The 13,076-nt window shown below is 52.0% G+C and carries 10 protein-coding genes and 1 pseudogene; 10 read left to right on the top strand and 1 reads right to left on the bottom strand.

Annotated elements, in window-relative coordinates; all coding sequences use genetic code 11:
- Positions 1–35: 35 nt before the first annotated feature.
- The 3 genes from RI501_RS11000 (at position 36) to RI501_RS10990 (ending at position 2,604) form a co-directional block, all read left to right on the top strand.
- On the top strand, positions 36–1,019 hold the full coding sequence (locus RI501_RS11000; protein WP_313822550.1) for a choloylglycine hydrolase family protein: 984 nt from the start codon (positions 36–38) through the stop codon (positions 1,017–1,019).
- A gap of 13 nt (positions 1,020–1,032) precedes the next feature.
- Positions 1,033–1,488: a GNAT family N-acetyltransferase gene (locus RI501_RS10995; protein ID WP_313822548.1), complete on the top strand. Its 456-nt coding sequence runs from the start codon at positions 1,033–1,035 to the stop codon at positions 1,486–1,488.
- Positions 1,489–1,674: 186 nt separating this feature from the next.
- Entirely contained in the window at positions 1,675–2,604 is a 930-nt protein-coding gene (locus RI501_RS10990; protein ID WP_313819825.1) for an IS30-like element ISLpl1 family transposase, read from the top strand.
- Between the two features lie 97 nt (positions 2,605–2,701).
- On the opposite strand, the gene RI501_RS10985 is transcribed toward RI501_RS10990, so the two are convergent.
- Entirely contained in the window at positions 2,702–4,954 is a 2,253-nt protein-coding gene (locus RI501_RS10985; protein ID WP_313822546.1) for a glycoside hydrolase family 3 C-terminal domain-containing protein, read from the bottom strand.
- A gap of 411 nt (positions 4,955–5,365) precedes the next feature.
- On the opposite strand from RI501_RS10985, the gene RI501_RS10980 reads away from it, so the two are divergent.
- The 7 genes and pseudogenes from RI501_RS10980 (at position 5,366) to RI501_RS10950 (ending at position 13,027) form a co-directional block, all read left to right on the top strand.
- Positions 5,366–7,006, top strand: a complete 1,641-nt coding sequence (locus RI501_RS10980) for a peptide ABC transporter substrate-binding protein (RefSeq protein WP_313822544.1) — start codon at positions 5,366–5,368, stop codon at positions 7,004–7,006.
- A 114-nt stretch (positions 7,007–7,120) separates the two neighbouring features.
- Positions 7,121–7,669 (top strand): DNA-3-methyladenine glycosylase I, encoded by a 549-nt coding sequence (locus RI501_RS10975; protein WP_313822543.1) that lies wholly within the window; start codon positions 7,121–7,123, stop codon positions 7,667–7,669.
- 697 nt (positions 7,670–8,366) lie between these two features.
- Positions 8,367–9,170, top strand: coding sequence for a MetQ/NlpA family ABC transporter substrate-binding protein (locus tag RI501_RS10970; protein WP_313822540.1), 804 nt, complete (start codon positions 8,367–8,369; stop codon positions 9,168–9,170).
- Between the two features lie 59 nt (positions 9,171–9,229).
- Positions 9,230–10,283 (top strand): annotated as a pseudogene (locus tag RI501_RS10965) (methionine ABC transporter ATP-binding protein).
- A complete protein-coding gene (locus tag RI501_RS10960; RefSeq protein ID WP_313822538.1) occupies positions 10,284–10,967 on the top strand; it encodes a methionine ABC transporter permease in 684 nt (227 codons plus the stop codon).
- A 499-nt stretch (positions 10,968–11,466) separates the two neighbouring features.
- A complete protein-coding gene (locus RI501_RS10955; protein ID WP_313823227.1) occupies positions 11,467–12,381 on the top strand; it encodes a DMT family transporter in 915 nt (304 codons plus the stop codon).
- Positions 12,382–12,397: 16 nt separating this feature from the next.
- Positions 12,398–13,027, top strand: coding sequence for a histidine phosphatase family protein (locus RI501_RS10950; protein ID WP_313822536.1), 630 nt, complete (start codon positions 12,398–12,400; stop codon positions 13,025–13,027).
- Positions 13,028–13,076 lie beyond the last annotated feature (49 nt).

Below are 13,076 nucleotides of genomic sequence, written 5' to 3'. Positions count from 1 at the left end.
TGGTCCAATAATTAATCAGAAATGGGATGACCAGAATGTGTACCAGTTTGACGTATGAGAATAGCCGCGGGGACCACTTTTTAGCCCGGACGATGGATTTTGCCTTTGAGTTGGATGGCCGACCGATGTTTATGCCGCGGCGCAGAACGGTGAAGGGGGATGCCGGTGACTTTACCACAACTTATGGTTTCGTGGGCGCCGGGCGGAACCTGGGGCACGAGACGTTCGTTGATGGCGTTAACGAGAAGGGATTGGGCGTTGCGGCCCTCTACTTCCCCGGAAACACGGCATACGTTGACCAGGCGGCAGCGGATAAATTAGGCTTAGCGCCCCACGATTTCACTGCCTGGGCGCTCGGCAACGCCGGCAGTGTTGCCGAATTAGGTGAACTCGTGAAGACGATTCAACTGGTGAACGTACCGGTGGGACTGCTGCAAGTGGTGACCCCGCTACACTTTATCGTGAGTGATACGACCGGAGCAACGGCGGTCCTAGAAGCGACCAGTCAGGACTTGCATCTGATCGACAATCCGGTGGGCGTGATGACCAATTCGCCAGAGTTTGGCTGGCATTTACAAAACCTCAGTAGTTACGGAACCCTTACGGCCGAGAAACGCCCGCTGAACCAGTACCTAGGCTACACGCTAAAGACCCAGGGACCGGGAACGGGGGCGTTAGGCTTACCGGGTGATTACACCTCGCCATCCCGATTCATCCGAACGGTTTTTGCCAAGCACTTTAGTCAACGGCCTGCCGACAAGCCCGGCACGCTTAACCTACTGCAACACCTCTTGGATAGCGTGACGATTCCTAAGGGTGTGAAGCTTAAGAGCGACGGGACTAGTGACTACACGCAGTATCGTGGGTACATGAGTCTCGACGACCGAACCTACTATATGGAACCTTATGATAATCAAGAACTCCAAGAGTTAGCGTTAACCGATGAGTTGTTGGAAAACTGTGACGAACCCACGGAGTTCCCACTAAAGCACGAGGTACACGTGCATTCACTCAACTAGAGAAGGCGACAACATGTTAACTTACCAAGCAAAGTCCTTTGCTCAACTGACCACCCAAGAATTATGGGCCATTTACCAACTACGAACGGCAGTCTTCGTCGTGGAACAGGCCTGCGCCTATCAGGAAGTGGATGCGCTAGACCAGACGGCCGTGCACCTGATGGGGGTAGCCCCCGACGGTCAGCTGCAGGCGTATGCACGGTTGATTCCGCGCGCAGCGAACCACGTTCAGATTGGGCGAGTCGTCGTGGCCACTACTGCCCGTGGGCGGGGAACCGGCCGGGAATTGGTTACCCAGGCACTGCAGACAATTCGGCAACAGTGGCCCGCCGTTCAACAGATCGACATTGAAGCGCAGGCGTATTTGCAGAAATTTTATGCGTCGTTCGGGTTTCAACCCGTGAGCGACGTGTATCTAGACACGGGGATTCCCCACTTGGACATGATCTTGCCCGTGACGCGGAACTAGCCGATCGCTGGCTGGTAGCCCGGTGACGGGGATTCGGTTTGACTTTGCGACCGGAGTGCTTTTTCAACAATAACAAAGTAGATGTTTGGTAGATTGTAAAATTAATCCGAACGCTGTTCGGACAAAAAAGATCAGCTTCCTTTAAAATGGTGTTTACCACAAACCCATCTTTTAGGAGCTGATCTTTTGTCTAGTATAACCTATTCCGAACGAATTAAAATCGAAACCTTTTGTGAACTAGGGCTGTCCAATATCCAAATGGGCGTTCGGCTGAACCGATCACCGTCAACAATTTCTTATGAATTATCTCGATGTCAACCTTATCAGGCTGAATTAGCACAAACAGATGCCGAATACAAGCGATCACGATGTGGTCGGAAAACTAAGCTGAGCGATGAGTTAAAGCAAAAAATTCTCAACCATTTACGTCTAAGCTGGTCACCAGGAATGATTGCTCACGAATTTAAACTAGCTACTAAATCTATTTATAATTGGCTAAATCAGGGGAGAATTGATTTCTCCTTGAATGATCTACCTGAACATGGCGTACGCCAACGGCGTAACGTTGACCAACGATCCAAATATAATCAATCTTTGGGGCGATCAATTGAACAGCGTCCCATGATGATTAATCAACGTAATCGCATCGGCGATTTTGAACTAGATACAGTCGTTGGTCCTCGTGGGCATAGTAAGGCAGTTTTATTAACTTTAATCGATCGAAAATCACGGTTCCTTTGGGCATACCGGTTAAAAGATCGAACGACAGCGAGTGTTAATGAAGCACTGACTAAGTTCCTAACAACTTTTAATGGACCGGTGCACAGTTTTACTGTGGACCGTGGTACTGAGTTTAGTGGGCTAGTATCATTTGAATCACAATATGGTATTAAGACCTATTACTGTCATGCTTATACGCCAGCTGAACGTGGTAGTAATGAACGCTTTAATCGGAATTTACGTTATTTTTATCCTAAGGGGACTCGTTTTGAGCACATTAGTGCTCAAGATTTAACGACGACGTTACTCCAAATTAACCAGCGACCGCTTAAAATACTCGACTGGCAAACACCGTATCAGGTTATGCTGACCAATTTGTCCAAAAATTCGGATTAAATTTGCAATCTACCGTTTAAAAAATAGTTTACTCAAAACGACCATTATTCCTGGAGTTGGAATAATGGTCGTTTTAAGGTTAAAACACATTATGACGTTAGTGGTCTTGATTAGCCTGACGAATAAAGGCCTTGATTGGCTTATCCGGCGTTCCTAAGGCGATGAGCGCCCGGAGTGGCATGTTTAAAAACATGCGGTTATGAAAGGCCGCTGGTTGGCCATCGGCAGCTAACTCACTGAAGAAATTGGCGGGAACGTCGGGTTGTGATAGTGGCGTAATCACGGTTCGTTGGAATAGCCCGCGCAACCGGGGGTCACCGATAATCCGGTACAGGTAGCTTTCCAAGGACACCGGTGCCGGGGCGTTCTCGAAGTTCATGGTGAGCTTGGTCTGAACCCGAATATCACGGGAGGATTCCCCAATCATCACTTCATAGTCGCCGGTATCGGCTTGCCAGCGGTGTTTCCGTTCGCGCCACCAACTGAAGTCTTGGCGGTTAAGGTGCAAGGTAACGGACTGAGTCTCACCGGGGGCCACGGCTAGCTTGGTAAAGGCCCGCAGTTCCTTGGTGGGCATGGGGGCGTGGGAGGCATGGTTAGCCACATAAAGTTGGGGAACCGCCTTACCGGCCCGTTGACCGGTATTGGTCACATCGAAGGTGATGGTTGCCCCGTGAGCGTCGGCCTTGGTGGCTAAATTAGTATATTCGAAGGTGGTGTAACTCAGGCCGTGACCAAACGGGAAGAGCACGTGCATTTCGTGGGTATCGTAGTAACGGTAGCCCATGAAGATGCCTTCAGAGTAGTATTCATGATGCGGATCCTGGCCAAAAGTTGGGGCCATGGGCGTATCCGCTAATTGAAGTGGGAAGGTTTCGGTTAAGTGGCCGGAAGGATTGACCTTCCCGGTAAGAATATCCCAGGTCGCTTCGCCGACGGCTTCCCCGGCCAAGTAAGTTTCGACGACCGCGGCCACATTTTCAATCCATGGCATTTCCAGGACGGAACCGTTCTGCAGGACCACCGTGGTGTGAGGATTAATCTTGGCTAGGCGGCCAATCAATTCCGTTTGGTTTTCGGGTAAGAGAATATCGATCTTATCGAACCCTTCGGACTCCTCTTCGGCCGGATAACCAGCGAAAACCACCACGTGATCGGCCGTCTTGGCTGCCGTAAGGGCGGCGTCGGCCAGTTGTTCGTCGGTTTCGTCGTCGGCTAACCGATAACCCGGGTAGTAGGTGGCGCTCAGCCCGCTGTCGGCTAGCGCGTCCAGTGGCGTTACCAGGTGTGTGGGGTTGACGTGTGAACTGCCTGCCCCTTGGTAGCGGGGATGCTGGGCCAGTTCACCCACGACGACCAACTTACCAGCCTTAGCGGGTGTCAACGGCAATTCGTTTTGATTGTTTTTCAGGAGCACGATACTATCGTCGGCCAACTTGCGGGCAAACTGGTGATGGGCGGCGTGGTCGTAGGTTTTCGCCTGGGGAGCCGCCTGACAGTCCTGAATCAGGTGTAGCAGGTGACGAACGGACTTGTTCAGCGTGCCTTCGTCCAGTTCCCCGGTTTCGACGGCCCGCACGATTTCATCGATCGATGCCTGACCCTTCCCCGGCATTTCCAGATCCAGGCCGGCACTTAAAGCGGGGGCGTGATGCGCCACGGCTCCCCAATCCGACATCACGGCACCGTGGAAGCCCCATTCGTCACGCAGAATGTCCCGTAATAGGTAATGGTTTTCCGAGTTTAAGACCCCATTAATCCGATTATACGAGGCCATGACGGTTGCGGGTAAGGCCTGCTTAACAATGATTTCAAAGGTTTTAAGGTAAAGCTCGCGCAGCGTTCGTTGCGACATATCGCTGGAAGCCGTGAACCGTTGATTCTCCCGGTTATTGGCAGCGAAGTGCTTTAAGGCGACGCCCACGTGTTGGGATTGAACGCCTTGAACGTAGGCGGTACCAAGCTTTCCGGCCACCAGCGGATCCTCGGACAGGTACTCGAAGTTCCGGCCGCCCAACGGAGAGCGCTTGAGGTTCACCCCGGGACCCAGGAGCAGACTGATTTGCTCTGCGCGGGCCTCAATCCCCAGATGTTCGCCTAGTTGGCGTAGTAGGTTGGTGTTCCAGGAGCTAGCACTGAGGGCTGACGATGGGTAGGTGATGGCCTGAATCGAGTCGTTGAGGTTATTGGTCTGGGTGGTTTGTTTCCGCAAGCCCGACGGACCATCCGTCATCATGAGGGCGGGAATCCCCAGGCGATCAATCTTCGCGGTGTACCAACTCTGCTTTCCCGAAACCAAAGCGGCCTTTTCTGGCAGCGTCAGGGCTGCCAGCGTCTTTTCGATGTCCATACGTTCAAATCCTTTCTACTGAGTTCAGCTAAACCCAGTATACCGTTTTCGGGTCGAAGATGTTACTGCGGAGAGGACTTTCCCCGGTAAAAAAATCGTAACCGTTGACAAGCGGGACAAAGTAAGTTACTTTTAGAAAGTGCAATCGAGACGATCATAAATTTTAAAGGAGGGGACTCACGAATGTTAACCAACGCAATCCAAGTTCAAGGGTTTGTTGCCGCATGTTGCGAATGTAACGTGTGCCTTTTGCGTTGCGTTCATTCGGGATCCCCGGCAAACTCGTAGCCTTACATAACGACGAGTGTTTCTGTCAACGGGTGTTTCTCCACGATGAACGTGGGGGGACACCCGTTTTTTGTCGTCAGCGGTTGCACGCCAAATTGAGGAATGAAAGGGAGAGTGTTAGGTATGAACAGATGGACGAGTTTAGGATTAGTCACCGCAGTCGTGGCGTTAGGAGTGGGGCTCGCCGCTTGTGGGAAATCCACGACCAGCGCTCAGCCCAAGCAGGTGTTGAAGTTGCCGGCGACCGCGCAATTGTATACGATTGATTTAGCTAAGGCGACCGGTTATGGCCAGACGGGGAACGTGTTTGAAAGCTTCTACCGGCTAGGCAAGGACGGCAAGGTGGCCCCGGGATTGGCCGACAAAGTCCAGGAATCTAAAGATCAAAAGACCTGGACCTTCCACATCCGCGACAACGCTAAGTGGAGTAACGGCGACAAGATTACCGCCAAGGACTTCGTGTATTCCTGGCGGCGGACGTTGACGCCGGCCACCAAGTCGACCTACACCTACTTGTTCTCCGGCATCAAGAACGGCGATAAGATTATCGCCGGGAAGATGAGCCCTAATAAAATTGGCATTCACGCTAAGAATCAGCAGACCGTGGTGGTTCAGCTGACCAAGCCGATGGCCTACTTCAAGATTTTGATGGCCTATCCGCTGTTCGCCCCCCAAAACGAAAAGGTGGTCAAGCAGTACGGTAAGAAATACGCCACTAAGTCGCAATACATGGTCTACAGCGGGCCGTTCAAGATTGAAAACTGGAAGGGAACCAGTAACACTTGGTCGTTCGTGAAGAACAACAATTACTGGGATCACAAGGTGGTTAAGTTGCACAAAATCAACTATCAAGTGGTCACCAACCAGCAAACCGGGTTGGGACTCTACCAAAACAAGAAGCTGGATTTAGCCCAACTGACCAACGAACAAGTCAAGAATTACAAGAACGATGCCGAATTCAAGGAATATCCTTATTCCATCATGATTCACCTGAAGTATAACTTTAAGGATACCGACGCGACTAAGCGGGCGGCTTTGAGTAACCGAAACTTGCGGCAAGCCATCGCGTTGTCCATCAACCGGCAACAGTTGACCAAGAAGGTCTTAGGCGACGGGTCCGTGACCCCGACTGGCTTTGTCACCAGTGGTCTGGCCAAGGATCCCAAGACCGGCGAGGACTTTGCTCAGCAACAGGCCGTCAAGAACACCACGACCTATAACCCGACGTTAGCTAAGCAGAAGTGGCAAAAGGCGCTCAAACAGTTGGGGACTAAGGAAGTCAAGTTGAGTGTTCTGGCCGGGAACGATGACCCGATGGCCAGTACCGTCACCCAGTACCTGAAGGGGCAACTGGAAAAGACGCTGCCCGGGTTCAAGCTGAATATCCAAAACGTTCCGGCACAGGTCGCCCAACAACGGTCGCAATCCGGCGACTTTGACCTGTACCTGTCGCACTGGGGCGCGGACTTCAACGACCCCATCTCCTTCATGCAGATTCCGCTGAGTTCTAACTCGTTGAACTACGGTCAGTGGTCCAGTAAGACCTACGACCAACTGATCGCTAAGGCACAAAACCAAGACGCCGCTACGCCAGAAAAACGGTGGCAGGACATGGTTCAAGCCGCTAAGCTGTTGAATACGGAGCAGAGCTTTACGCCGCTGTACCAAGCCAACTATGCTTACCTCCAACGTTCAACGGTCAAGGGTGTGATTCACAACACGGCCGGCACGCAGTGGAGCTACAAGTATGCTTATATCAAGTAGGTCTGGCGGTGCTTCTGACTGGCCCGGACGCGCTGAACTCTTAAGACAGGCGCTAGCCTCGACGACAAGTCTTTGCTGGACATGGTACACTGAAAGCCGGAGGAGGGGATCACGATGACCATTGCCGTTGACGACGGGCACCAGTGGTACACCAATGGCACGAAAGAGTACGATGCCTACTTTGGAACACCGACCCATGATGATCACATCTTGTTTGAGCTCATGACTGTGGGTGTCTTCCAGGTGGGTCTCAGTTGGCAAGCCGCCGCTAGTAAGTTACCCGTCTATCGCCGCGTCTTTGCGGGGATGGACATTGCCCAAGTGGCGGGCTTTGATTTAGAAATCGACGTGGAACGCATTGCCCGCGACGATGAGATGATTCGTAACGTCCGTAAAATTCGGGCCACGATTCAAAATGCCCGGGCGATTACCCAGATTCAAGCCGAATTCGGTAGCTTTGCCGACTACCTGTGGCAATTTGTGAACGGCACACCGTTGCTATTACCCGTGGTGACGCGTGACGAAATTGTCAATCAATCGACCATCGGTTCCGCGGTTGCGAAGGATTTAAAGCGCCGCGGATGCAAGTTTGTGGGCCCGGTGGTCACGCACATGTTTCTAAAGGCGGCCGGTATTTTGCAGGATCAGATTTTGGATGAGTAGGAGAGTGGGACAAAAGGCGATCAGCTGGTGAGCATTAACATCGTAAGACGGACAATCCTGAATTTGGATTGTTTGGCTTACGGGGTTAAGCGGAACCAGCTGCCTTTTGGCGCACATTTCGACACCAAATATTCGGAGACACACGAAGCCTGAGCTTTTTTCAGACTCGAGGTAAGTATCTGAAATTTAGATGAGAATTCTGACTTGACTGAGAACGATTTCTTCAAGGCTGGCGGGGGGTTCGCAGCCAAACGCCGGTCTGACGCGTTTTGATATAAATAAATTTATTGTCACTTCAGCTTGACACCGAATTAAAGTTGCATTAGACTTACTTGTAAATTAAGTGATTGAAAACAATGTGATCAGGAGAGTAACCACCGGTAATGGTTTGATAGAGAGCCCGCGATTTGCTGCAAGCGGGTAGCCCACGCCGGGGTGAAGATGGCCTGAAATGAATTGGCGTTGCTGAGTTCGTTTAGAATGAGGTGACGATGACTGGCACTCATTACCGTGCACGCACTTCCCGGGGTTCCGGTGAGTGTTAATGAGGAGCCGGCCGTCAAACGCTGACTTAAACTAGAATGGTACCACGACAAGTTCGTTTCTATTAACTTAGGAGCGGACTTTTTCTTTTGGTCCGATTTCAATCACTGATCAATTAGCAATGATTATTTTGAGGAAAAAGGGGATTTTATTAATGAAGCAATTTAAACGATTTGCCTGGCTATTTTTATTATTGATTCCGTTGTTAATCGTCGCAGGTTGCGGGAAGTCTAGCTCGAACAAGACCATCAAGGTCGGCATCATGGGTTCCGACGAGAAAATTTGGAAGCCCATTAAGACCAAATTGGCTAAGGAAGGCGTCAACATCAAGCTGGTCACCTTTACGGATTACAACCAACCCAACGCAGCGCTGACCAACCACGAAATCGACATCAACTCGTTCCAACACACGTTCTTCATGCAAGCTTGGAACAAGGCCCACAAGACCAACATCGTATCCATCGGGAAGACCGTGCGCGCACCCCTACGGTTATACTCCAAGAAGGTCAAGAACGTTTCGGCCATCAAGAAGGGTGACCAGATCACCATTCCTAACGATTCGACCAACGAAGGCCGGGCTTTACACTTACTGCAATCCGCTGGTTTGATCAAGGTGGACAACAAGGTAGAACTGCCAACGCCTAAGAACATCACGGAAAACAAGCTGAAGTTAAAGATTACGCCGGTTGATGCCGCCCAGACGCCACGTTCCTTATCGGATGCGGCTGGTGCCGTGGTCAACAACGAATTTGCGGCCGAAGCGAAGTTACCGAACAACGAATGCATTTTCAAGGAAAAGCTGAACAAGGCCTCCATTCCGTACATCAACATCATTGCGGCGAACAAGTCTGACAAGAACAACAAGACCTACCAGAAGATCGTGAAGGCTTACCAAAGCGAATCAACCAAGAAGTTAATCAAGAAGTACTACCACGGTTTATCCGTGCCAGCATGGTAACCGTAATCCCGTGGCGTTAAGTAAGAATTACCGGCATAGCGAGTAAGGAGAATGCGATAGTGACCAAAGATACGATTATTCAGTTAAAGGATGTTGACGTTACCTTCCATAATAAGGGTCAAACGGTGCAAGCCGTAAAACACGTCTCGTTAGATGTCCAGCGGGGGGACATCTACGGCGTCGTCGGGTATTCCGGCGCCGGGAAGAGTACCCTCGTCCGGGTGATTAACCGTCTTCAACGGCCCACAGCCGGGCAAGTTATCGTTAACGGCCAGGACATCCTCGCCATGAAGGCCAAGGATTTACGCCAGGCGCGAACAAAAATTGGGATGATTTTCCAACACTTCAACCTGATGAACGCCCGGACCATCGCCGATAACGTGGATTACCCGCTCAAGGGGGGAAAGTTGACCCACGCCCAACGCAAGGAAAAGGTCGCTAAGTTATTGGACCTGGTTGGGTTGAGCGAAAAGGCCAACGACTACCCCGCACAACTGTCGGGGGGCCAAAAGCAGCGGGTCGCCATCGCGCGGGCGCTGGCCAACGACCCCGAAATTTTAATCAGTGATGAAGCCACCAGTGCCCTGGACCCCAAGACCACCACGGCAATCTTGGAGTTACTCAAGCAATTGAACAAGGACCTGGGCTTGACGGTGGTGTTGATTACCCATGAAATGGAAGCCGTCAAGGAAATCTGCAACAAAGTGGCCGTGATGGAAGACGGCGAGATCATCGAACGCGGTGATTTAGTCACCATCTTCAGCGAGCCCAAGCAGAAACTGACCCGCGACTTCATCAATACCGCCACGCAGATCGACCAAGCGCTCGACAAGATTTACAAGCAGGCCAACGCGCTGGGGTTGGACGACCATCCAACTTAAGTACGTGGGGGCCAGCACCGATGCGCCGCTAATCACCGAGCTGTTCAAACGTTACCAGGTGGTCTCCAACATTCTGTACGGGAACGTGGAAATCCTGCAAGACACGCCGCTGGGGAACCTGGTGGTGGTCATGGCCGGGGAACCCGACCAGTTGGACCAGGCTTGGCAGTATTGCCGGGATGCCGGAATTCAAGTCACGCAACTCAATCCCAATGATTCGGAGGTGGCCTAGTTGAAACTCTTTGCCCAATATTTTCCTAACGCGGTGACCATGAAGAGCGATTTTCTCCAAGCCGCCGGCGAAACCATCTACATGACCCTGTTCACCGCGATTATCGCGGGGATCATCGGGATGGCCATCGGGGTCGGCTTAACGGTTACCCAACCGGGTGGAATCCTCGAAAATAAGGTCGTCTATAACATTCTCGATAAACTGGTCAACCTGTTCCGGTCGATTCCGTTCGTGATCTTACTGGCCGTCATCGCGCCGGTCACCCGGCTAATCGTTGGGACGGCGATTGGGACCACGGCGGCCATCGTGCCGTTGATCATCGGGTCCGCCCCGTTCTACGCGCGGCAGATTCAAAACGCGTTGGCCGAAGTTGACCGGGGCGTGATTGAAGCCGCCGAAGCGGTCGGTTCCGGGCCCATCGCGATTATCTTTCGGGTCTACCTCAAGGAAGGGCTGGCGGATATCATCCGTTCGTCCGTCCTAACCTTGATCAGTCTGATCGACCTGACCGCCATGGCCGGTGCCATTGGTGGGGGTGGCTTGGGGAACCTGGCCATCAACGTCGGGTACAGTCGCTTTGAAGGGGACGTGACCATCCTGGCCATGTTGATCATCCTGGTGATTGTCTTTGCGATTCAGCTATGCGGGGACTTACTGGCCCGCCACGTGGACCACAGCGCCTAGCTTTAAGTTAACAGACAAGACGTGATCTTAGCGGATCACGTCTTGTCTGGAAAGCTTTTTATAACGAAATTTATATTTGGTTACGCGTCGTGCTAGTTGGTTAGAAAATAGTGGTGACATTGACTTGTCGTTCTGGCGGGGTGTTTGTCCGTGCTGAACATGAAAAAAACATTGACGCTGCTCTACTACGGTGGCAGTTAAGTTTAAATGGCGGGATCATCACCATCGTTAAGATTGCTGGAGCTCAGATGGGCTCGAAGTCGTGCCCACGGTCGTCACGGCCCAGCTGAGCGGAAGCAAGCGACAGCTCCGCTCAACCAGCACTAGGCTTCTTCGATTACATTTTTTATTCCATCCGCGGTTAAATAAATTATTGAAAAAAGTATCCGTTTGTTAGCAAATTTTAATCATGATTCGTTAGAATTAGAAAATTAAAAATGGTGAACGAAAGCGAGGATTTAGCGCGTTGAAAACAGTAAATACACCGACCGGCAGTATCATGAAGGGAATCTTCTGGGCGACCGTGGCGTCGACCATGTTTGGGGTTTCCGGGACCGTGTTACAGTTTATCTCTCAGGGTCAGGACATCCCGGCCAGTTGGTTCTTATCCGCTCGAACCTTGGGCGCCGGAGTTGTTTTGTTGCTGATTAGTTTGGTCTTATATGGTAAGAAAACGTTCGCCGTCTTCGGCAGCTTACGCGAGATTGCCTGGTTAGTGGCCTACGCCATCATCGGGCTGGGGGCCAATCTGTTGACCTTTTACATGTCCGTGCAGACCGGGAACGCCGCCGCATCGACCATCCTGCAATACTTAAGCCCCTTATTTATCGTTTTGGGGAGTTTTCTCTTTAAGCACGAGCGGCCGTTACGGAGCGACATGATCGCCTTTGCTGTGGCGATGGTGGGGGTCTTTCTGGCCATCACCCGGGGTAACATTTCGCAGTTGGCCATCCCGTTAGATTCCTTGTTGTGGGGGATTGGCTCCGGGATCACCGCGGCCGGTTACGTGGTCTTACCCCGGACGCTGGTCAGAGATAACGGTCATTCACCCATCACCGTCTTGGGTTGGGGAACGTTGATCGCCGGGATCGTCTTTAACCTCAACCATCCGGTCTGGGTCAACACGCCACCGTTGACCACCGGTTTACTGGCGTCCATGAGCACCGTGATTCTGGTGGGAACCATCTTACCGTTCTCCCTGTTGCTCTACAGTAGTCACTTTGCGCCGTCCGACGTGATCAGTATCGTGGACGCGACGCAGCCCGTGATGACGTTTGTCTTGTCGATTCTCTTCTTAAGTCTTAAAATTACCCTAGCTGAAGTGATTGGTTCCGTCCTGGTCATCGTGGCCATTTACCTGTTACAACGGGGGCGGCGGAAGGTCACGACCGTTTTCGAAGAGTCAGCGAACTAACCGGGAGGGCGATAGGATGACAACGATCGATTGGGTACGCCACGGTCAAACGCACGCTAACGTGAGTCACATAATTCAGGGGCAGCTGGATACAGCCGTGACGCTGATGACCAGTACGGGAGAACGACAGGTGCAGGATCTGTTAGCGCACCTGGAATTGACCGATTACAACCGCATTGTGGTCAGTCCGTTGCAACGGACCCGGCAAACCGCGGCGATTCTGACCACGGGGTCGGCGGACACCTTACCGTTAACTTTGGATCAGCGCTTGGTCGAGGGTGACTACGGTGATTGGACGGGGCAGTCCACCGCCGAGTTACAGAAACGCTATCCGGACGCCTTCGATCCCTTGACCTACGAGGTTTTACCGGACTGGTTGCCCCGCACCGGGGGCGAGAGTTACCGTCAAATTCAGGCGCGCGTGGGCCAGCTGGTGGCCGAATTAGTGGTCGATTATCCCTACGAACACATCTTAGTGGTGAGCCACGGCTTGACCATTAAGCTAGCGGCGTTACTGATGTTAGGATTGGCGACGTCCCAAGCCCTTCCCGAACCCCGTAACGCCAGCCTGACCCGCATGACCGTTGATCCGGCTACCGGACACCGGTACCTGCGGGGCTATAGTCTCACCCGGTTGGGTCTTTAAAATCTCAAATTTCATGAATCGCAATCTCTGATCAGAGGTTGCGGTTTTT

This window comes from Levilactobacillus zymae (genome assembly GCF_032190635.1).
Lineage (GTDB): Bacteria > Bacillota > Bacilli > Lactobacillales > Lactobacillaceae > Levilactobacillus > Levilactobacillus zymae_A.
The sequence above is the reverse complement of the archived record's forward strand: the minus strand, read 5'-3'. Positions and strand labels throughout refer to the sequence as shown.

Bases quoted from the DNA above. Each gene is read 5' to 3' on its own strand.
- RI501_RS11000 (WP_313822550.1), top strand. From the start codon at position 36: ATGTGTACCAGTTTGACGTATGAGAATAGCCGCGGGGACCACTTTTTA.
- RI501_RS10995 (WP_313822548.1), top strand. From the start codon at position 1,033: ATGTTAACTTACCAAGCAAAGTCCTTTGCTCAACTGACCACCCAAGAA.
- RI501_RS10985 (WP_313822546.1), bottom strand. From the start codon at position 4,954: ATGGACATCGAAAAGACGCTGGCAGCCCTGACGCTGCCAGAAAAGGCC.
- RI501_RS10980 (WP_313822544.1), top strand. From the start codon at position 5,366: ATGAACAGATGGACGAGTTTAGGATTAGTCACCGCAGTCGTGGCGTTA.
- RI501_RS10975 (WP_313822543.1), top strand. From the start codon at position 7,121: ATGACCATTGCCGTTGACGACGGGCACCAGTGGTACACCAATGGCACG.
- RI501_RS10970 (WP_313822540.1), top strand. From the start codon at position 8,367: ATGAAGCAATTTAAACGATTTGCCTGGCTATTTTTATTATTGATTCCG.
- RI501_RS10955 (WP_313823227.1), top strand. From the start codon at position 11,467: ATGAAGGGAATCTTCTGGGCGACCGTGGCGTCGACCATGTTTGGGGTT.
- RI501_RS10950 (WP_313822536.1), top strand. From the start codon at position 12,398: ATGACAACGATCGATTGGGTACGCCACGGTCAAACGCACGCTAACGTG.